Genomic DNA, 19,751 nt, shown 5'->3' on the forward strand with positions numbered 1-19,751 from the left:
TTCGGCTCCCTGCGCCTTGCCTGGCACGCCCGGAGACGCCCTCGCGACGGCCGGCAGATTTTTCACAACCTCTGAGCCGCCACCAGCGCTCGCCCGTTATCACATCCTCGTTCCTGAACAGCCATTGGGCCCAGCACCATGAGCCGCACCATCAGCATCGAACCGGTCACCCGCATCGAAGGGCATGCCCGCATCACGCTGCAGCTCGCCGACACCGGCGAGGTGGAAGACGCCAAGTTCCACCTGACCCAGTTCCGCGGTTTCGAGAAATTCTGCGAGGGCCGCCCCTACCGCGAGATGCCGGCGCTCACGGCACGCACCTGCGGCATCTGCCCCGTGAGTCATCTGCTGGCCTCGAACAAGGCCTGCGACGACCTGCTCGCGGTGACCATCCCGCCGACGGCAGAGAAGCTCAGGCGGGTCATGAACCTAGCCCAGATCCTGCAAAGCCACGCCCTGAGCTTCTTTCACCTGAGCTCGCCGGACCTGCTGCTGGGCTGGGACTCCGACCCCAGGGATCGGAACATCTTCGGCGTCATGCGCGCCGACCCGCAGCTCGCCAAAAACGGCATCCGGCTGCGGCAGGTGGGCCAGACCATCATCGAGACCCTGGGCGGCAAGAAGATCCACCCCACCTGGGTGGTGCCGGGCGGCGTCAACGAGGCGCTCTCGGTGGAGAAGCGCGACGCCATGCTGGCGATGCTGCCCGAGGCGCTCACCATCGCCAAGGACACCTACGCCTTCTTCAAGACCCTGGTGCCCAAGTTCAAGGACGAGGCCAGCCACTTCGGCACCATGAAGACCATGTTCCTGAGCCTGGTCTCACCCCAGGGCCACCTGGAGCACTACGACGGCTTCCTGCGGCTCAAAGACGCGGCGGGCCGCATCGTCGAGGACAAGGTGCCGCCGCGCGACTATCCGCGCATCATCGGCGAGGCCGTCGAGGACTTCAGCTACATGAAGTTCCCGTACTACAAGCCGCTCGGCTATCCCAGGGGGATCTACCGCGTGGGTCCCCTCGCCCGCCTCAACAACGCCGACGCCTGCGGCACCCCATTCGCCGACGTGGCGCTGGCCGAGTTCCGCACGCTTCAGGAAGACTCAGGCCCCATCACCTCCAGCTTCCACTATCACTACGCCCGGCTGGTGGAGATCCTCTTCGCCATCGAGAGCATGCAGCGGCTGCTGAAGGACCCGGATATCCTGGACACCCGCGTGCGCGCCCGGGCCCGCGGCAACAGAAGCGAAGGCCTCGGCGTCTCGGAGGCCCCCCGCGGCACCCTGATGCACCACTACAAGATCGACGAGGCCGGGCTCATCACCTGGGTGGACCTCATCATCGCCACCGGCCACAACAACCTGGCCATGAATCGCAGCATCAAGGAAGTCGCCGATGCCTATGTGGACGGCACGGACGTGAAAGAGGGCATGCTGAACCGCGTCGAGGCCGTCATCCGCTGCTTCGACCCCTGCCTGTCCTGCGCCTCCCATGCGTTCGGGCAGATGCCGATGGTCGTTGAGCTGACGAATTCGGCTGGAGAGGTCGTGCGCCGTCTGACGCGCGACTGACGCGGAGAGTACGGAGTACGAGGTACGCAGTACGGGGCCACCTGAAGGGCTCGGCGCGCCGTGCGACACACTCAGCTTCGCTGAGGGCAGCCCGGACCGCGGTGAAGACCCCGCCGGCTCCTTCACCGTACTCCGTACCCCGTACTCCGCACTCCGTACTTCCCATGCACACCCTCATCATCGGCTACGGCAGCCCCATCCGCGGCGATGACGCCGTGGGGCCGCTGCTCGCGGATCGCATCGCCGAGCAGCTCGCCCTGGGCCACTGGCCGGCTGGCACGCAAGTCCAGGCCCGCCACATCCTGACGGCCGAGATCGTCGCTGATCTGAAGCAGGCCGGGCGGGTGATCTTCATCGACGCCGCCGCCGACACGCCGGCCGGAGAAGTGCGCACGCTGCCCCTGAAGCCGGACCCCACCGCCCTTTCCACCATGGCCCACTTCCACGACCCGCGGGAGCTGCTCGCCTGGTGCGAGGGGCTCTACGGCAGCGCCCCGGAGGCCTGGCTCGTCTCCGTGGGCGGCGCCGCCTGGGACTACGGGCACTTCGACCTGAGCCCATCGGTGCAGGCGGCGCTGCCGAGCGCCATCCATGCGGTGCGCGACCTCTGCAACCGCGCAACCGCAGCGACAGCCCACTGAGCACAGCGGCGAATCCGGGCGCGAGCGCAAGCGCGCAAGCAACCGTCCCCACTGCTGTCCCCGGTCCCAGCATCAGCGCTGCAGTGCCGCCTGGGAGCCCCGAGCTTCACTCGGCCCAACCTGGGGACGCCGAGTTTCACTCGGCCCAACCTGGGAGCGCCGAGTTTCACTCGGCCCAACCTGGGGACGCCGAGTTCCACTCGGCCCAACCTGGGGACGCCGAGTTCCACTCGGCCCAACGCCTGGGAGCGCCGAGTTCCACTCGGCCCAACCTGGGGGCGCCGAGTTTCACTCGGCCCAACGCCCACGCGGCCGCCTCCCAGCGCTGAAATGCAACAAGTCGAACAGACCGCCTCCGTTCCTCCAAGCCGCCGACTGAAAGTCGGCGCCCCCGGAGTGCGGCCTTTGCACAGCATGAAACGCTCAAGTTTCATATACCGTCCCCGTTATTGTGCTGGATTCTCGTGGCGCAAGGCTGTTGTGACCCCGCCGCAAGGCCGGATCTGCGATCATGAGCGTTTGCTTATCGACAGCAGACAAGCCTCGTGGAGGCACGACCATGACCGACACACAAACCAGCGATGATCCGCTCTTCAAGCCCCTTCAAGCCGGCGAGCTGCACCTGCCGAACCGCATCGTCCTCGGGCCCCTGACCCGCTCCCGGGCACGGCAGCCGGGCAATGTCCCCGGCCCCATGAACGCCGAGTACTACGCCCAGCGCGCGGGCGCCGGGCTCATCGTCTCGGAGGCGACGAACATCTCCCAGGTCGCCATGGGCTATGCGCTCACCCCGGGCATCTTCACCGAAGAGCAGATCGCCGGCTGGCGGCTGGTTACCGAGGCCGTGCACGCCGCCGGCGGCCAGATGTTGCTGCAGCTCTGGCACTGCGGGCGCATGTCCCACGAGGCCCTGCACCCGGGCACGCCGCCCATGGCGCCCTCAGCCATCCACTGCGACCAATGCCAGGTGTTCTACGTGGACGACGAGGGCAAGGGCGGCCTCAGGCCCGTCTCGCCGCCCAAGGCCATGACCCAGGCGGACATCGATGCCACCATCGAGGACTATGCGACGGCCACCCGCAACGCCATGGCGGCGGGCTTCGACGGCGTGGAGGTGCACAGCGCCAACGGCTACCTGCTGCATCAGTTCCTCGCCAGCAACACCAACCAGCGCACCGATGCTTACGGCGGCAGCCTTCCCAACCGCGCACGCATGCTGTTCGACGTGATGGACGCGGTGCTGGGCGAGGTGCCCGCCGGGCGCGTCGGCGTGCGCATCTCACCGTTGTTCAAGCTCAATGGCATCGACGACGCCGACCCGGCAGAGACCTTCGGCTATGTCTCCGAGCACCTGGGCAAGCGTGGCATCGCCTACCTGCATGTGGCCGACACCGACGTCATGCGCGGCGCCGCGCCCAAGATGGAGGCGATCCTGCCCTTCACCCGCACGAAGTTCGACGGCGTGGTGATGCTGAACGGCGCCTATACCCCCGAGCGCGCCCGCCAGGCCATCGAGAACGGCGACGGCGACTGCATCGCCTTCGGCCGCCTCTACCTCGCCAACCCGGACCTGCCCGCGCGCATCCGGCAGAACGGCCCGTACAACGACCCGGACCCGGCCACCTTCTACGGCGGCGGCGCCGAGGGCTACACGGACTATCCCACCCTCGGCTCGGCGACTGATCCGTCATAGCCCCAAAAACGGGGACAGTATACTGAACTTGTGAACCTGCCCTAGGGCTTATTGTTCAGTGTACTGTCCCCTTCTGCATTCAGGGACACCCACTTCCAGTCGACGCGGGCCGTGTCATTCATCCAGCCCGTTGCGCCAGTCCTGGTCCTCCTTGTCGAACAGCCGGTTGGCCTCAGTCGGCCCCCAGCTGCCCGCCTCGTAGGTGTGGATGTAGTCGCGCTCGATGGCCCAGAGCTTGAGCACCGGGTCCACCACCCCCCAGGCATGCTCGACTTCGTCGGCGCGCAGGAACAGCGAATGATCCCCTGACAGCACGTCCAGGATCAGCGCCTCGTAGGCGTCGATCTGGTCACGGCCGATGGAGCAGGTGCTGGCGTCCAGGCGCTCGGTCTGGGTGCGCATGGTGAGCCCCGGCTGCTTCACCAGGAGCTCGAAGCGCATGCACTCGTTGGGCTGGATGTTGAGCAGCAGCCAGTTGGGCTTCAGCTGCTCGATGGGGGTGTCGCTGAACAGCTGCTGCGGCGGATGCCGGAAGCGGATGGCGATGAGCGAGTGCGACGCGCCGAGCCGCTTGCCCGTGCGCAGGTAAAAGGGCACGCCCCGCCAGCGCCAGTTGTCGATGTAGAGCTTGAGCGCGGCGTAGGTCTCCGTGCTGCTGCGCGGGTCCACGCCGTCTTCCTCCAGGTAGCCCGGCACTCTGGCCCCATCGCTCTCGCCGGCGCGGTACTGCGCGCGGAAGGCCTGCGCATGCACCGCCTGCCGGGGGATGGGCCGGATGGAGCGCAGCACCTTGACCTTTTCATCGCGCAGGGCCTCGGCATCCATGCTCGGCGGCGGCTCCATGGCCACCAGGGTCAGCATCTGCAGGAGATGGCTCTGGATCATGTCCCGCAGGGCGCCGACGCCGTCATAGAAGCCGGCGCGGCCGCCGATGCCCTTGGCCTCGGCATGGGTGATCTGGACGTGGTCGATGTAGTTGCGGTTCCACAGGGGCTCCAGCAGCAGGTTCGCGAAGCGGAACACCAGCACGTTCTGCACCGTGCTCTTGCCCAGGTAATGGTCGATCCGGTAGATCTGCGCCTCGCTGAAGTGACGCTGCAGCTGCTCATCCAGAATTTCCGCGCTCTCCAGGTCATAGCCGAAGGGCTTCTCCACCACCAGGCGCGCACAGCCGTGCTCCGGGCGGTTCAGACCCTGCGCCGCCAGCCGATCCGCCACCTCGCCATAGAACGCAGGCGCAATGGCCAGATAGAACACGAGGTTCGGCGAGAAGCCGTCATCGGCATCGCCGCCCTGACGCTCGTTGGACAGGCGTTGCGCTAGCCGCTCGAAGCCTGCACCCTCGGTGAGATCGCCCTCCACGAAGTGAAGCCGCCCCAGCAGCCGCTCCAGCACCTCGCCCTGAAGGCGCCCGCGCAGCTGCCGGTCCAGGGTCTCGCGCACCTCACCGCGCCAGTCGTCGTCCGACCAGTCCCGGCGCCCGAAGCCGATGATGCGCATGGCTGGGGACAGGTGGCCGCCGCGCTCCAGCTGGTACAGCGCGGGCAACAGCTTTATTTGTGAGAGATTGCCGGTGGCGCCGAAGATCACCAGCGTGCAGGATGCGTGCATAGAAGCCCCCTCAGTTTGAATGCGTGTCGAACAAGCCCTGAACTTTGTGCTAGGTTCATTGAACAAAACCTAGCCGTCGTCGCAGGTCGCCGGATGGATAGGTGCAGGGGACGGAAGCTCGGCTGGATACCCCGCCCCGCCGTTGCGCCGGTGCTTGGAGATCCATCGCGCAGTACCCTGTACGGCGTCGTCGGTGCGGGGCTGCCGGCCGTCGCGTGAGGCGATGGGAGCGCCTCGCAGCCCGGGCCAGCAGCCCGAATGTCTTCACTACGCGCCAGCGCCCTGCGGACTCAACCCAGTCATTGCGCCGACCGCCATGGACTACAGCGACTTCCCATCCGATTCAGGCCGCACCGGCCACTGCGTGCTGTTCGCGAGCAGCGAGGCCCACCCACTGGTCAAAACGGGCGGCCTCGGCGACGTCGCCGCGAGCCTGCCGATGGCACTGCGCGATCTCGGCCACGACGCCCGCCTCATCCTGCCGGCGTATCCAAGCGCCAAGAAGCTGGTGCGCGAGCTCAAGCCCCTGATGGAGCTGCGCATGCCGGGCATCGTCGGCACGGTGCAGCTGCTGGGGGGCCTGCTGCCGGACCGGGACCTGCCCGTGTACCTGGTGGATGCCCCCGCCTACTTCTGCCGCGAGGGCAACCCCTACACCGATGTGAGCGGCCGCGACTGGGGCGACAATCCCGAGCGCTTCCTGCTTTTCAGCCGCGTGGTCGCCCATGTGGCCATGGGCCTGCCCCCGCTCAACTGGCGCCCGCACATCCTGCACTGCAACGACTGGCAGACGGGGCTTGCGCCGGCGCTGCTGCGAGAGCAGGACGAGCGCCCGGCGACGGTTTTCACCATCCACAACCTGGCCTATCAGGGCCTGTTCGACCGCGCCACCTTCGACCGGCTGCACCTGCCCCCAGCGCTATGGGCTGTGAGCGGGCTCGAATTCCACCAGCGCATGTCCTTCATCAAGGGCGGCATCGTCTTCTCCGACCGCGTTAACACCGTGAGCCCCCAGTACGCCGACGAGGTTCGCACCCAGCGCTTCGGCTGTGGGCTGGACGGCCTGCTGCGCCAACTGGGCGGGCGCTTCCGCGGCATCCTGAACGGCATCGACTACCGCGTCTGGAACCCCGCCGACGACCCCGCCCTGCCCCAGGGCTATGATGCCGAGCACGTGCACCTGAAGGCCGAGAACAAGCGCGAGCTCCAGACCCTGTTCGGCCTGCCGCGGGACGAGCACGCCTTCGTGCTTGGCCACGTCGGACGGCTGGTGGAGCAGAAGGGCGTAGACCTCATCATCGACATCCTGCCGCGGCTGGTGGAGGCCGGGCAGGTACAACTGGTCATGCAGGGCGCCGGCGACCGCGCCCTGGAGCAGGCCCTGCAGGCGGCCGCCGCCAACACGGAGCGGGTCAGCGTGCACGTGGGCTATGACGAGATCCGCGCCCACCTCATCGAGGCCGGCTGCGACGCCTTCCTGATGCCCTCGCGCTTCGAGCCCTGCGGCCTTAACCAGATGTACAGCCTGCGCTACGGCACCGTGCCCATCGTGCACAACACCGGCGGCCTCGCAGACACCGTGGTGGACGCGAGCGACGCCACCCTCGCCGCCGGCACCGCCAACGGCTTCCTGTTCAACGATCCGAACGCCGACGGCCTTTGGTACGCGGTGGAGAAAGCACTGCGCATGCACCGCGAGCAGCGCGGTCAATGGCGCGCCCTGATGCTCGCCGGCATGCGCCAGGACCTGAGCTGGCAGGCGAGCGCCCGCCACTACGCGGACTTCTACAGCGAGGCCATCGCCGCCCGCACCAGCTTGCACCAAGCGGCGATGGCGTAAAGGCGGCAGCATGGGCTCGCCGTTGACGGCATCACGCCCATCGACGAGCACGCCGGGGCCGACGTCGCGACCCCTCAAAACCGGGGACCAAAAACGGGGACGGTATACCTAACTTCAACGGTGACGGTATACTGAACTTGCAGCCCTGGCCTGGGGCTTGTTATTCCGTGTACTGTCCCCTTGTTCTTGCCCCCTTATTCTCGCTGGATCTCGCTCGCGGCTCAGTATACTGTCGCCGCATCAGTGCCGCATCACGAGGCGCCGTTTAGCACCAGTCCCTCGTCGGCAGCGCCGGCGGCGCTGAGCAGGTCCGCCACATCTGCCTCGATGACCTCGATGCCCTTCTTGTCGCAGAAGCGCAGCTCCTTTTCCGTCGGCTCCGGTATCAGTGCGTAGCCTGCCGGCTCGCCGGCGGCGTAGATGATGTCGGACATCACCATGCGCTCGGTGTCGCGGGTGAAGCGCAGCCCCAGGAACAGGTACTGCCGCCCCACACGATGCTCCTTCAGAAACTTCGGCAGGCCGAAGCCGCCCATGAGCTCGGTGAGGTAGTCCACGAAGTCCGCGTCGGAGGCGATGTAGGTGGGATCGGGTCGCGGGCTGCCGAGCGGCTTGAACAGGATGGGCAGCCGCGGGTCGGCGCTGGACTGGTCGATCTCCCGGTAGGCCTCGCCGTCGTAGGTGTGCAGCTTGAAGCGGTAGTCGGTGCCGCCCACCCGGGCGATGCCGCGGATCAGCAGATGCTCGCGATCCGCGAAGGAGTCCTGGAGCTGGGTGTCGCGGTTGATGTCGATGATATAGCCCGGCGCCGCGGCGGCGAGCCAGTCGTGCAGTGCGGCACGGGTCCATTGCCGCTGGCCGTAGAGCTGGTCCAGAAACCGGTTCACGGCGCTGCGACCGCGCTTGAGCTCGACGTTCATGGCCGCGCGCGGGAACTCCCACATGAGCTTCGGCGCCATGGGCCGGCCATTGTTCATGGCGATGATGAGCTCGTCGCTCTGCGCCGGCATGGGCTCGCCGTTGTCGGCATCTCGCACATCGGCGAGCACGCCGGGGCCGAGGTAGGGCACCAGGTCGCCGCGCTGCGCGGCCTGGGCGAGGTCGGTGAGGGAGAGGGACATGGGCTGGGCTTCCGTCGTTGTCGGGCCGGGGTCTATTCGAGGGCCTCTTAGCAACAGCGGTGCCAGACGGGCGGCGCCAGCGCACCAATGGGAAGATGTCTCACGCGAAGGCGCGAAGGAAGCCCCGCGAGGACGATCAGAAGACGCGAAGAAGCGAGGGCGATGGAGATCCTCGGGTCCGCAGGCTGGATCAGCACCGCGGATACGCCCTCAAAGTGCGAATACACGTCTCTTATCAAAAGACTTTATTCTGCCTGCCAATGGCTCCCGGCAGGACGCCCGAGCCGGGTCGGCGACCCAATGGAACGCGCCATCAGGATCTCCAGCCCTCCGCCAGGCCCCCGCTCAGTCGGTCTTCCCTCGCGTCTTCGCGGCTTCGCGTGCGCCTCTTCGAGACCGACGCGGCAAGCCTGTGCCAAACCCTTCATGCACTGCGGCTTGTCGCATTCCTGACAGGCGCCCCACGTATCACCAGCCGGCGCAGTCCTGTCACGAGGACCACCGCAAAGACAGACACTTAGCGTGACATCCCCACCTGTGCCCGGTGCCCGCCAAAGCGCTGGCACGGCTTCTGCTTTCCGCCCTCCGAACCCCACGCGCAGGATCGAGCATGAAGCAGAAAGACATCGCCGCCCTCCTCGACGAGCCGGCCTGCGAGCACAACAAGAAAGAGAAATCCGGCTGCGCTAAGACCAAGCCGGGCGCCACGGCCGGCGGCTGCGCCTTCGACGGCGCGCAGATCGCACTGCTGCCCATCGTGGACGTCGCGCACATCGTGCACGGCTCCATCGCCTGCGCCGGCAGCGCCTGGGACAACCGCGGCACCCGCTCCACGGGTCCGGAGCTGTTCAAGCTCGGCATGACCACGGATCTGACGGAGCAGGACGTCATCATGGGCCGTGGCGAGAAGCGGCTCTTCCACGGCATCAAGCAGGCCATCGAGACCTATCAGCCCGCGGCGGTGTTCGTCTACAACACCTGCGTGCCGGCGCTCATCGGCGACGACGTGGGTGCCGTCTGCAAGGCGGCCACCGAGCGCTGGGGCACGCCCGTGATTGCCGTGGACGCCGCCGGCTTCTACGGCACCAAGAATCTCGGTAACCGCATCGCTGGCGAGACCATGGTCCGCCAAGTCTGCGGCACCCGCGAGCCGGACCCGGTGCCGGCGGGCGTCGAGCGCGACGGCTTCAAGGTCCACGACATCACGCTGATCGGCGAGTACAACATCGCCGGCGAGCTGTGGCATGTGCTGCCGCTGCTGGACGAGCTGGGACTGCGGGTCCTGTGCACGCTCTCCGGCGATGCGCGGTACCAAGAGGTGCAGACCATGCATCGCTCGCGCGTCAACATGATGGTCTGCTCCAAGGCCATGATCAACGTCGCCCGCCAGCTCAAGGACACCTACGGCACGCCCTGGTTCGAGGGCAGCTTCTACGGCGTCGCGGACATGTCCCAGGCGCTGCGCGACTTCGCCCGGCTCATCGACGACCCGGCACTCACCGCGCGCACCGAGGCCCTCATCGCCCGCGAGGAGGCGCGGCTGCACGACGCGCTGGCCCCCTGGCGGGAGCGACTCCAAGGCAAGCGCGCCCTGCTCTACACCGGCGGCGTGAAGTCCTGGTCCGTCGTGTCAGCCCTCCAGGATCTCGGCATGACGGTCGTGGCCACCGGCACCAAGAAGTCCACCGAGGACGACAAGGCCCGCATCCGCGAGCTCATGGGCGAGGACGCGCCCATGATCGAGGACGGCAACCCGCGCTCCCTGCTGGACCTTTACCGGCGCTACGACGCCGACGTGATGATCGCCGGCGGGCGCAACATGTACACGGCGCTCAAGGCCCGCATCCCGTTTCTGGACATCAACCAGGAGCGCGAATTCGGCTATGCCGGCTACGACGGCATGCTGGAGCTGGCGCGACAGCTCTGCGTCACCGTGGAGAGCCCAATCTGGACCGCCGTGCGCAGCGCACCGCCCTGGGCCGTGCGCGCCGCACCCGCTGCCGACGCCACATCCACCCCCGTCGGAGCGCCGTCCCCGACGCAATCCACTGCGCCGGAGCGCTCGGAGCAAGAGGCCGCCAGCCATGCCTGAGACGACCATGCCCCCGATCACTCCTCCGATCACTCCCCCAATCACTCCCCCGGAGATCGTCAAGCGCAACAAGGCCCTGGCGGTGAGCCCGCTCAAGGCCAGCTCGACCCTGGGCGCCACCCTCGCATTCCTGGGCATGGACCGCTGCCTGCCCATGCTGCACGGCAGTCAGGGCTGCACAGCCTTCGGCAAGATCTTCTTCATCCAGCACTTCCGTGAGCCGATGCCGATGCAGACCACGGCGCTGGACCAGGTCAGCACCATCATGGGCAGCGACGACGCCGTGGTGGAGGGGCTCGCCACCATCGCCGGCAAGCATGCACCCGACCTCATCGGCCTGCCCACCACCGGGCTCACGGAGACCCAGGGCGCCGACATCGAGCGCGCGGTGGCCATGTTCCGGGCGAAGCACCCGGAGTACGACCACATCGCCGTGGTGCCCGTGAGCACGCCGGACTACGCCGGCAGCCTGGAATCCGGCTTCAACGCCGCGCTCAAGGCCATGATCGAGCGCCTGGTGCCCAAGGCCAGCGTCGCCGGCACAAGGCCCGGCCGCCGCCGGCGCCAGGTGAACGTGCTGGCGGGCGCACATCTGACGGTGGGCGACCTGGAGCACATCAAGGATCTGCTGGAGCGCTTCCGGCTGCGCCCGGTGCTGTTGCCGGACCTCTCCGACTCCCTGGACGGCCACCTGGCGGACACGGACTACAGCGCCCTCACCATCGGCGGCACGCGCCTGGAAGAGCTTGCGCACCTCGGCGACGCGGTGGCGACCCTGGTCATCGGCAAGTCCCTGGACGGCGCCGCGGACGCGCTGGCCGCCCGCACCGGCGTGCCGGACCATCGCTTCGCGCACCTGATGGGCATGGAGGCCATGGACGCCTTCATCACGACCCTCGCCGAGATCAGCGCCGAGCCGGTGCCGGACCGTATCACCCGCCAGCGCAGCCAGCTGCAGGACGCCATGCTGGATGCCCATTTCTCCTTGGGCCAGGCGCGCTTCGCGGTGGCCGGCGACGGCGACCTGCTGGCCGCACTGACCCAGCTGCTGGCCGCCATGGGCGCCGAGACCGTGGCCGCCGTCGCGCCCACCAACGGCCCGACGCTGAAACAGGTGGCGGCGGGCTCCGTGAAGATCGGCGACCTCGAAGACCTGGAGCAGCTGGCCCGGGCGAACGGCGCCGAAGTGCTCATCACCAACAGCCACGGCGTGCACACCGCCGAGCGCCTGGGTATCCCGCTGCTGCGGGCCGGGTTCCCGCAGTTCGACATCCTGGGCGGCTATCAGCGCCAGTGGATCGGCTACACCGGCACCCGCGCGACCCTGTTCGAGCTGGCCAATATCCTGCTCGGGCTGCACAAGGGCGAGATCCACGCCTACCGCTCCAGCCTCAAACAGTGGCCGGACGCCGAGCGCGGTGCCACCGCCGCAGCCTGACGAGCGACCGGCCAAGCAATCGGCTGATCACCGACGAACCGGCAGCGCGGAGACGACCATGACCTTCGAACGCAAGCTCAGGATCATCGACGGCGGCACAACACCCGCCCAAGAGGCCGGCGTCGGCGCCGACCACGCGGACGAGCAGGTGTGCGTGGCCTTCGCCAGCGCCGACCGCAAGCACGTGGACCAGCACTTCGGCGCCGCCGAGGGCTTCGTCATCTACCGCGTCGGACCGCACCGCGGTGAGCTGATGGAAGCCGCCCAGTTCGGCCGCCTCGACATGGACGGCAACGAGGACAAGCTCGCCGCCAAAATCGACGCCCTCGCCGACTGTGTCGCCGTTTACTGCCAGGCCGTGGGCGCCTCCGCCATCGGCCAGCTCAAGACCCGCGGCATCCAGCCCATCAAGGTCGCCCCGGAGACGCTCATCAGCGGCCTGCTGCGGGAGCTGCAGCAGGAGCTGCGCGAGGGGCCGAGCGCCTGGCTGGCCCGGGCGATGGAGCGGCGCGCACCGAGCCGTGCGGACCGGTTCGATGCGATGGAGGCGGAGGGCTGGAGCGAATGAAGCTTGAACTGAGAAGCTTGAAGCCCGGTAGGGCGGATAAGCGCAGCGCATCCGCCGTCCTGGGCTGAGGGCTGAGGGCATCACGCGAACCCTGACCTCCGCCCTGCTCAAGGACCTACGTGAACGAACCGGACGACAACTTTTAGATAATGATCGAGCAAGAAGCCTCCGTCGTTGCCGTCGCTGACGGCGCCGCGCTCGTGGAGGTGCCGCGGCGCAGCAGCTGCTCCGGCTGCGGGCACGGCGCGAGCTGCGGCACCGCCACCGTTGCGAAGCTGTTCGGCAACGGCAGTGCCACGCGGCTGCGGATCATCGACCATCTGAACCTCGCCGCCGGCGACCGTGTGGTCATCGGCATCCGCAGTCCGCTCCTGGTGCGGGCGTCGCTGGCCGCCTATCTGCTGCCGCTGCTGGCCCTGGTGGCCGCCGCCGGCGGTGCCGAGGCCGCGGGCCTGGGCGATGTCGCCGGCGCCGCGAGCGGCCTGGGCGGCCTGCTCGCCGGGCTCTGGCTCGCCGGACTCATCACCGGCGGCAGCGGCGCGCGGGCGCGCTTCCGGCCCGTGCTGCTGCGCCGCGCCACGAGCACTGCCAGCGTCACCATCGAGCCAATGCATCCGACGGTGGCGGGGTGATCTACGGGGAGCGTGCAAGAGTGCAACAGTGGGATGGAGAGCTGCCGCGCTGCACCCGGCCTGCGATGACGCTCGCTGCACTGATGCGCTTCCTGCACTTCTGCACACCATTCGCGCAACACGCAATCTGCACCACAGACCCACAGGAGACCTGAGACAGCCATGACGATGACAGCCACCCCCAAGATCGCCCAAGACGACCCCGTCCTCGAAACCGCTTTCGGCCAGGAGATGGTGCGCCAGATGCGCGCCATCGACGCCTACGGCACCACCGACAACCAGTCCGCGGCGGAGATCCTGGAGCCCTTCATCCTCACCAAGGAGGAGAAGCGCGAGCTGCCCATCGTCGGTGATCCGGACGAGATCGTCATCGCCCGCATCAAGGTCTTCTACAACGCCATCGCGGCGCTCATCGAGCAGGAATGCGGCCTGATGGCCGTGCCGCTGGTGAACCTGACCCACGAGGGCTTCGGCCGCGTGCTCATCACCGTCGGCAAGCTCGTGGTGCTGGACCGCAGCCTGCGCGACGTGCACCGCTTCGGCTTCGCGAGCCTCGGCAAGATGAAGGACGAGGCGGACAAGTATCTGTCCGTGGCCATCGAGCTGGTGGGGGAGCATTCGGACGTGGCGGGCCTGTAGAAGGGTGCAAAGTGCGCGGTGCATCGTGCGGTTGCTTGGCGCATGAGCCGGGTGCAGGAGTGCAAAAGTGCACGGCGAATGCTCAGCGCCAGTCCCCTGCCGCCAGCCGCCAGCCGCTGGCCACTAGCTACTGGAGCAAATCGACCATGACCGACGAAGACCTGAAAGCCCTGGAGAAGGCCGTGAAGAAGGCCAAGCGCATCGCCAGCGAGCGTGCCAGTGAGCTGCACGATCTGGTGGAGGACCGCTTGCCGGCGGCCTACGAGGAGATTCCGGCCACGGCGCAGGCCACGTACGACGCCTGCCAGGCCTGGGCGGAGGCCAGCGCCAAGCTGAAGGCCGCCGAAGCCACCACCTGAACCCCGAAATCGCGGCAATACCGGCCGACCCGACCGACGCCGCCCCAAGCCCATCACCGGAGAGCGACATGAGTACCATCACCGGCCTGACCCGCGGCGGCGTCGAGTGGACGCCCGCCTTCGTGACGTCACTCAATCAAGCCAACTGCATCGGATGCGGGCGCTGCTTCAAGGTGTGCCCGCGGGACGTCTTCGAGCTCATCGACCGGGACGACCTGGAGCTGGATGACGATGACGACTTCGACGACGACTTCGACGAAGCTCCCGGCATGGTCATGAACCTGAAGAACGTCATGGACTGCATCGGCTGCGAGTCCTGTTCGCGCGTCTGTCCCAAGAACTGTCTCACGCACGAGCCGGTGGCCATGGCGGCCTAGACCGACAGGGCGCAGCCTACCCCGTCGGTCGAGGCTGTCGAGCACCTGCCCCGCCGGGGGTCGCACCAGGCCTCAGGCGTCGCCCTCGGACTCGGCCTGCTGCGCCGCCGTCTTCTTGGCGGCGGTCTTCTTGCCGGCGGTCTTCTTTGCGGCGGCCGTGGTCTTGGCGACGGCCTTCTTCGCTGCGGTCTTCTTGGCGGGGGCCTTCTTCGTGGCTGCCTTCTTCGCGGGCGCCTTCTGAGCCGCTGCCTTCTTGGTGGCGGTCTTGTTCGCGGCCGTCCTCTTCGCAGCCGCCTTCTTGGCTGAAGCCTTCTTGGCAGCCGATGCCGGTGCATCGCCATGAGACGCCGTCCCGGCGTCGGCGGCAGCGGATGCAGCCGCCGGCACCGGCGCTGGAGTCGGCTCCGGGGTCGTCGGCTCAGGAGTCGGCTCCGGAGCCCGCCCCGGAGCCCGCTCAGGCGCCGCCGGTGCAGTGGGGGCCGCCCGCGGCGCCGCTGCTGCGCTGTCGCCATCGGCAGCCGGCGAACCGGCGGCAGCCTCCCGCTGTGGCCTTTTCTTGGGCCCGAGTCCGAACAGCCCTTCCACCGCCGCCTTGACCTGCTTGAACATGCTCTCCCCCCGGAACTGCATCGCCGACCATCCGGCACCAAAGAGATCTGGTCATCCGCCCGGCCGAAGTCGCCGGGCCGCCGTTGCGCCGCGCCGGGAGCTGCGGCAGCACGCGCCCGGGTCGGTCGGCGCGCATGCTAACACCGCTGAACATCGCCGCGGCGCAGCAACTCAGGAAGCCTGTCACAGCAATGCGGGGGACCATGCTGCATGCTTGCAACTGCGCGTGACGCCTGTCGCGGGGCGTCCAGGGCAGCACCGACAGACGTGCCGTCGCGACCGATGAGCAGGGTTCCCGTTTTCCGCCACGTCGGACTAACCTTTAACCACAGTTTACGAGGGCCTGCCGGACACCGACTTCACCGTTTCGCCGCGATCAAGGCGTGACCCAATCCGGCGGCTCCCGGGCAAAGTACGTGAGAGGACTCCGAAACACAGATCATCTCGAAATACCGCGCCCAATCTTCACCGCGCTGTCTGTCCAAGAGATCTTGACCCGACAAGGGTCGAGCGCTCAGGCGAATCGACAGACAGCGTCACCGGTCCCTAGCTGTGCGTCCTTTGGCGGCCAACATTGGCCGCTTTTTTTTGTCCGCTGCAACGTCCCTGGCGGCTGAGCGTCCGCCGGCTCGGGCTCGGCGCCCGCAGAACGGCGTCAGCGCCCGGAGGCCGGTGCCTGCGTTTTGCTCAACGCACCGCCGTCGGGCACCGGCGTGGCCTCGGCGCAGACATGCTGCGCCAGGCCGGCCCCCGCCTCCGCGTACAGATTGAACACCTGGTGCACGCCCGCCGCGCGCAGCGCCGCCTCGTCGTCCGGGAACTTGGCAATGGCACCCATGGTGCCCTCGAACCCCTCCTTCAGCAGGTGCTCGGCCGCGAAGACGTTCTCGGATGCCTGGGGCATGGCCAGCAGCACCAGCTTGATATGGCCGTCGTCCAGGTGCAGGCGATGCCAGAAGTCGGCGTCCGTGGCCGAGCCCTGAACGACGTTGCGCCCGGCGGCCTTCTGCTTGGCCACCGCGTCCGGGTCGGCGTCGATGCCCACCGGCTTGAGCCCCCGCTCCCGCACCAGGAAGTCATAGGCGCCACCACCGATGCGGCCCATGCCGACGATCATCGCATTCGCATCCCCCGGGTCGATCTCAAGCTCCGCCGGGATGCGCTGCCGACGCTCCTGGCGGCGCAGCCGGCGGCTGAAGAGCTCGTAGATCACATGGGACTGGCTGTTGAGCGGTGCCGCGATGACGAAGGACAGCGCCAGGGTGATGGCGACGACGGCGAGCCAGTCCTCCGACAGCCAGCCGTTCTTCGCGGCGACGGCGGCGACGATGAGGCCGAACTCGCTGTAATTGAACAGCGCCAGCGCGCCCAGCAGGGCGGTGCGGGCGCGCAGCCGGAAGGCCAGCAGCAGCTGCTCGAACAGAAACCCCTTGAGCGGCAGCGCCACCAGCAGCAGGATCACGGCGGGCGCCATGTCCAGGCTCGGCGTCGCCGCGAGCCCGATGCTCAAGAAGAACCCCACCAGAAAAAGGTCCTTGAGCCCCAGCAGCGCCTTGGCGAGCTCGCCGGACTTCGGGTGCGAGGCCACCAAGACGCCGAGCAGCAGCGCGCCCAGATCGCCCTTGACGTCGAACAGCTTGAACAGCTCCGCGCCGCCCAGGCCCAGCGTCAGTCCGAACAGCAGCAGCAGCTCGCCATGACCCGCACGCTCCAGCAGCCAGTCCAGCACCGGGCGGGCGAAGAAGAGCCCGAGCAGCAGCACCGCCCAGGGCGAGGGCACCTTGCCGGCGGAGAACACGAGAAAGAGCACCGCCGCCAGATCCTGCATGATCAGGATGCCGATGGCGATGGTGCCGTAGAGGGCGGTCATTTCGCCCTTGTCCTCCAGCACCTTCACCGCGAACACAGTGCTGGAGAAGCTGAGCGCAAAGGCCAGCACCAGCGCCGGCCCCAGGTCCAGCCCCGCGAGGTAGGGCACGCCGAGCCCCCCTTCGGCGAGCAGCAGCGGCACCAGCACGGCGACGATGCCCACCATGTGCACCAGGGCGACCCCCCACACCTGCGGCGCCGCAAGGCTCTTCAGCTTGAGCTTGAGGCCGATGGTGAAGAGCAGCAGCGTAACACCGAGCTCCGACAGTGCCGCGATGACCGGCCCCTCTTCGGCGCCCAGTCCATTCAGCACAAAGCCCGCCACCAGATAGCCCACCAGCGGCGGCAGTCCGTACTGCTTGGCGAGAACACCGGCGGCGAAGGCCACCGCGAGCCAGGTGATGGCGTCGAACATCGAGGGAGCTCCGGGTTGAACACGAGTGAGGCCGCCGCACCCCAACGAGCGCTGCCGGGCGCATGCTACAGGCCGAATTGACGCAAAGCACGACCTATGCCGATTCGCCGGAGCCGCCCGACCCGCGTGACGAGACCGTTACGATATACTCGACACACCTGAATGCCTGTGCTGGACAACGCCCGCCGGCTTCCCTGAAAACCGCTCAACGATCAAGGGTCAATCCATGTCCGAATACAACGCGGAGGACGTCCGCAACGTCGCCCTCGTCGGTCAGGCCGGCGCCGGCAAGACCACGCTGGTGGAGGCCATTCTCGCCGCCGCCGGGGCCATCAATGAGCCGGGCAGCGTGGACAAGGGCACCGCAGTCTGCGACTGGGACGACATGGAGAAGGAGCTGAAGCACTCCCTGGATGTCGGCATCACCGGCTTCACCACCCACGGCAAGCACATCAACCTGCTGGACGCCCCGGGCTATCCGGACTTTCTCGGACGCGCCCTGTCGGTGCTGAGCGCGGTGGAAACCACCGCCATCGTGGTGAACGCAGAGAACGGCATCGAGCCCCTGACCCAGCGCATGTGGAAGGCGGCGGACCAGCGCAACCACTGCCGCCTGTTCATCGTCAACCGCATCGATGCGGACGGCGTGGACCTGGGCGAGCTGACGGCACAGATCCGCGAGGCCTTCGGCGCCGAGTGCCTGCCCATCAACCTGCCGGCGGACGGGGGCAAGCGGGTCATCGACTGCTTCTTCAACCCGTCCGGCGACGGCGCCGACTTCTCCAGCGTCGAAGAGGCCCACAGCCAGATCATCGACCAGGTGGTGGAGGTGGACGAGGCGCTGATGGAGCGCTACCTGGAGCAGGGGCAGGCCCTGCAGCCGGAGCAGCTGCACGACGCCTTCGAGGAGGCCCTGCGCGAGGCCCATCTGGTGCCCATCTGCTTCTGCTCGGCCGAGACCGGCGCCGGCATCCCGGAGCTGCTCGAGGTCCTGGTGCGGCTGATGCCGAATCCCGCGGAGGGCAACCCGCCGCCCTTCATGAAGGGCGAAGGCGCCAACATGCAGCCGGTGCGCGTCGTGCCGGAGCCGGACCAGCACGCCGTGGCGCATGTCTTCAAGGTCATCAATGACCCGTTTCGGGGCAAGATCGGGATCTTCCGCATCCATCAGGGGCGCATCACCACCAACGCCCAGCTCTTCATCGGCGATGCGCGCAAGCCCTTCAAAGTGACCCACCTGTACCGGGTGCACGGCGCCGAGCTCATCGAGGTGGGCGAAGGCGTGCCCGGCGACATTCTCGCCGTCACGCGCGTGGACGACATCCACTTCGACGCGGTGCTGCACGACTCCCACGACGAGGACCACTACCACCTCACCAGCGTGGAGTGCCCGGTGCCGCTGTTCGGCCTCGCCGTCAACGTCGCCAAGCGCGGCGACGAGCAGAAGCTCACCGACGCCCTGCACAAGCTCGAATCCGAAGACCCCTGCTTCCACGTGGAGCACAACGCCGCCGCCAACGAAACCGTCATGCGCGGCCTGGGCGAGCTGCACCTGAAGGTGCTGATGCGCCGGCTCTCGGACCAGTTCCACGTGGACATCGAGACCAAGCCGCCGAGCATCCCGTATCGCGAGACCATCACCGCCAAGGCGGAGGGCCATCACCGCCACAAGAAGCAGACCGGCGGCGCGGGCCAGTTCGGCGAGGTGTACCTGCGCATCGAGCCGCGGGACCAGGGGGCGGGCTTCGAGTTCGTGGACGAGACCGTCGGCGGCTGCATCCCGAACCAGTTCATCCCCTCCATCGAGAAGGGCGTGCGCCAGGTGCTGGAAGAAGGTGCCATCGCCGGCTATCCCATCCAGGACGTGCGCGTGGCGGTCTACGACGGCAAGTCCCACCCGGTGGACTCCAAGGACATCGCCTTTGCCACCGCCGGCAAGAAGGCCTTTCTGGAGGCGGTGGACAAGGCCAAGCCCGCCATCCTGGAGCCCATCGTCAAGATCCGCATCACCGCGTCCGACTCCCACATGGGCGATCTCGCCGGCGACCTCTCCAGCCGCCGCGGACGCATCCAGGGCAGCGAGTCCAAGAGTCGAGGACGCATCGTCATCGAAGGCGAGGTGCCGCTGGCGGAGCTGGAGGGCTATGAATCCCGGCTCAAGTCCATCACCGGCGGCGAGGGCAGCTACACCATCGAGCTCAGCCACTACGAGGCGGTGCCGGGCAATATCCAGAAGCAGCTGGCGGATGCGTTCCAGAGATCCACTGACGAGTAACGA

The 19,751-nt window shown here is 67.7% G+C and carries 16 protein-coding genes; 12 read left to right on the plus strand and 4 right to left on the minus strand.

The window, feature by feature from the left end; all coding sequences use genetic code 11:
* Nucleotides 1-138: 138 nt before the first annotated feature.
* The 3 genes from QZ607_RS12000 to QZ607_RS12010 all read left to right on the plus strand — a co-directional run bounded on the left by QZ607_RS12000 (nt 139) and on the right by QZ607_RS12010 (nt 3,903).
* On the plus strand, nt 139-1,569 hold the full coding sequence (locus tag QZ607_RS12000; protein WP_295882878.1) for a Ni/Fe hydrogenase subunit alpha: 1,431 nt from the start codon (nt 139-141) through the stop codon (nt 1,567-1,569).
* A gap of 164 nt (nt 1,570-1,733) precedes the next feature.
* The gene (locus QZ607_RS12005; protein WP_295882879.1) at nt 1,734-2,210 is read left to right on the plus strand and encodes a hydrogenase maturation protease; all 477 of its coding nucleotides are present in this window, start codon (nt 1,734-1,736) and stop codon (nt 2,208-2,210) included.
* 559 nt (nt 2,211-2,769) lie between these two features.
* Nucleotides 2,770-3,903, plus strand: coding sequence for an alkene reductase (locus tag QZ607_RS12010; protein ID WP_295882880.1), 1,134 nt, complete (start codon nt 2,770-2,772; stop codon nt 3,901-3,903).
* Between the two features lie 114 nt (nt 3,904-4,017).
* On the opposite strand, the gene zwf is transcribed toward QZ607_RS12010, so the two are convergent.
* On the minus strand, nt 4,018-5,514 hold the full coding sequence (gene zwf / locus QZ607_RS12015; protein ID WP_295882881.1) for a glucose-6-phosphate dehydrogenase: 1,497 nt from the start codon (nt 5,512-5,514) through the stop codon (nt 4,018-4,020).
* 316 nt (nt 5,515-5,830) lie between these two features.
* Here zwf and glgA point away from each other — a divergent pair, with 316 nt between their 5' ends.
* Nucleotides 5,831-7,354, plus strand: coding sequence for a glycogen synthase GlgA (glgA, locus tag QZ607_RS12020; protein ID WP_295882882.1), 1,524 nt, complete (start codon nt 5,831-5,833; stop codon nt 7,352-7,354).
* Between the two features lie 251 nt (nt 7,355-7,605).
* On the opposite strand, the gene QZ607_RS12025 is transcribed toward glgA, so the two are convergent.
* Complete coding sequence (locus tag QZ607_RS12025; protein ID WP_295882883.1) at nt 7,606-8,475, minus strand: SIR2 family protein; 870 nt, start codon at nt 8,473-8,475, stop codon at nt 7,606-7,608.
* Nucleotides 8,476-9,085: 610 nt separating this feature from the next.
* On the opposite strand from QZ607_RS12025, the gene nifE reads away from it, so the two are divergent.
* From nifE to fdxB, 7 genes are all read left to right on the plus strand, one after another.
* Complete coding sequence (nifE, locus tag QZ607_RS12030; RefSeq protein WP_295882884.1) at nt 9,086-10,567, plus strand: nitrogenase iron-molybdenum cofactor biosynthesis protein NifE; 1,482 nt, start codon at nt 9,086-9,088, stop codon at nt 10,565-10,567.
* Nucleotides 10,560-12,005, plus strand: coding sequence for a nitrogenase iron-molybdenum cofactor biosynthesis protein NifN (gene nifN / locus QZ607_RS12035; protein ID WP_295882885.1), 1,446 nt, complete (start codon nt 10,560-10,562; stop codon nt 12,003-12,005). The genes nifE and nifN overlap by 8 nt, the downstream gene beginning before the upstream one ends.
* Before the next feature lie 58 nt (nt 12,006-12,063).
* Nucleotides 12,064-12,573 carry a NifB/NifX family molybdenum-iron cluster-binding protein gene (locus tag QZ607_RS12040; RefSeq protein ID WP_295882886.1) on the plus strand — a complete coding sequence of 170 codons (510 nt, stop codon included), beginning with the start codon at nt 12,064-12,066 and terminating at the stop codon, nt 12,571-12,573.
* Nucleotides 12,574-12,722: 149 nt separating this feature from the next.
* Entirely contained in the window at nt 12,723-13,205 is a 483-nt protein-coding gene (locus QZ607_RS12045) for a SoxR reducing system RseC family protein (RefSeq protein WP_295882887.1), read from the plus strand.
* Between the two features lie 162 nt (nt 13,206-13,367).
* The gene (locus tag QZ607_RS12050; protein WP_295882888.1) at nt 13,368-13,844 is read left to right on the plus strand and encodes a NifX-associated nitrogen fixation protein; all 477 of its coding nucleotides are present in this window, start codon (nt 13,368-13,370) and stop codon (nt 13,842-13,844) included.
* Between the two features lie 146 nt (nt 13,845-13,990).
* Complete coding sequence (locus QZ607_RS12055) at nt 13,991-14,203, plus strand: CCE_0567 family metalloprotein (protein WP_295882889.1); 213 nt, start codon at nt 13,991-13,993, stop codon at nt 14,201-14,203.
* Nucleotides 14,204-14,271: 68 nt separating this feature from the next.
* Complete coding sequence (fdxB, locus tag QZ607_RS12060) at nt 14,272-14,580, plus strand: ferredoxin III, nif-specific (RefSeq protein ID WP_295882890.1); 309 nt, start codon at nt 14,272-14,274, stop codon at nt 14,578-14,580.
* A 72-nt stretch (nt 14,581-14,652) separates the two neighbouring features.
* Here fdxB and QZ607_RS12065 read toward each other — a convergent pair whose 3' ends face one another.
* Nucleotides 14,653-15,189, minus strand: coding sequence for a hypothetical protein (locus QZ607_RS12065; RefSeq protein ID WP_295882892.1), 537 nt, complete (start codon nt 15,187-15,189; stop codon nt 14,653-14,655).
* Nucleotides 15,190-15,844: 655 nt separating this feature from the next.
* A complete protein-coding gene (locus tag QZ607_RS12070; RefSeq protein ID WP_295882893.1) occupies nt 15,845-17,473 on the minus strand; it encodes a cation:proton antiporter family protein in 1,629 nt (542 codons plus the stop codon).
* 226 nt (nt 17,474-17,699) lie between these two features.
* Here QZ607_RS12070 and fusA point away from each other — a divergent pair, with 226 nt between their 5' ends.
* Nucleotides 17,700-19,748, plus strand: coding sequence for an elongation factor G (gene fusA, locus QZ607_RS12075; RefSeq protein WP_295882894.1), 2,049 nt, complete (start codon nt 17,700-17,702; stop codon nt 19,746-19,748).
* The last annotated feature ends 3 nt before the right edge of the window (nt 19,749-19,751 follow it).

The sequence above is a fragment of the uncultured Thiohalocapsa sp. genome, assembly GCF_913063425.1.
Taxonomy (GTDB): Bacteria; Pseudomonadota; Gammaproteobacteria; order Chromatiales; family Chromatiaceae; genus Thiohalocapsa.

Excerpts from the sequence above, each read along its gene's own strand:
- nifE (WP_295882884.1), top strand. The coding sequence starts at position 9,086 with ATGAAGCAGAAAGACATCGCCGCCCTCCTCGACGAGCCGGCCTGCGAG.
- glgA (WP_295882882.1), top strand. The coding sequence starts at position 5,831 with ATGGACTACAGCGACTTCCCATCCGATTCAGGCCGCACCGGCCACTGC.
- QZ607_RS12040 (WP_295882886.1), top strand. The coding sequence starts at position 12,064 with ATGACCTTCGAACGCAAGCTCAGGATCATCGACGGCGGCACAACACCC.
- fusA (WP_295882894.1), top strand. The coding sequence starts at position 17,700 with ATGTCCGAATACAACGCGGAGGACGTCCGCAACGTCGCCCTCGTCGGT.
- QZ607_RS12010 (WP_295882880.1), top strand. The coding sequence starts at position 2,770 with ATGACCGACACACAAACCAGCGATGATCCGCTCTTCAAGCCCCTTCAA.
- QZ607_RS12005 (WP_295882879.1), top strand. The coding sequence starts at position 1,734 with ATGCACACCCTCATCATCGGCTACGGCAGCCCCATCCGCGGCGATGAC.
- QZ607_RS12000 (WP_295882878.1), top strand. The coding sequence starts at position 139 with ATGAGCCGCACCATCAGCATCGAACCGGTCACCCGCATCGAAGGGCAT.
- QZ607_RS12045 (WP_295882887.1), top strand. The coding sequence starts at position 12,723 with ATGATCGAGCAAGAAGCCTCCGTCGTTGCCGTCGCTGACGGCGCCGCG.
- QZ607_RS12065 (WP_295882892.1), bottom strand. The coding sequence starts at position 15,189 with ATGTTCAAGCAGGTCAAGGCGGCGGTGGAAGGGCTGTTCGGACTCGGG.
- QZ607_RS12070 (WP_295882893.1), bottom strand. The coding sequence starts at position 17,473 with ATGTTCGACGCCATCACCTGGCTCGCGGTGGCCTTCGCCGCCGGTGTT.
- fdxB (WP_295882890.1), top strand. The coding sequence starts at position 14,272 with ATGAGTACCATCACCGGCCTGACCCGCGGCGGCGTCGAGTGGACGCCC.
- QZ607_RS12050 (WP_295882888.1), top strand. The coding sequence starts at position 13,368 with ATGACGATGACAGCCACCCCCAAGATCGCCCAAGACGACCCCGTCCTC.
- QZ607_RS12025 (WP_295882883.1), bottom strand. The coding sequence starts at position 8,475 with ATGTCCCTCTCCCTCACCGACCTCGCCCAGGCCGCGCAGCGCGGCGAC.
- QZ607_RS12055 (WP_295882889.1), top strand. The coding sequence starts at position 13,991 with ATGACCGACGAAGACCTGAAAGCCCTGGAGAAGGCCGTGAAGAAGGCC.
- nifN (WP_295882885.1), top strand. The coding sequence starts at position 10,560 with ATGCCTGAGACGACCATGCCCCCGATCACTCCTCCGATCACTCCCCCA.
- zwf (WP_295882881.1), bottom strand. The coding sequence starts at position 5,514 with ATGCACGCATCCTGCACGCTGGTGATCTTCGGCGCCACCGGCAATCTC.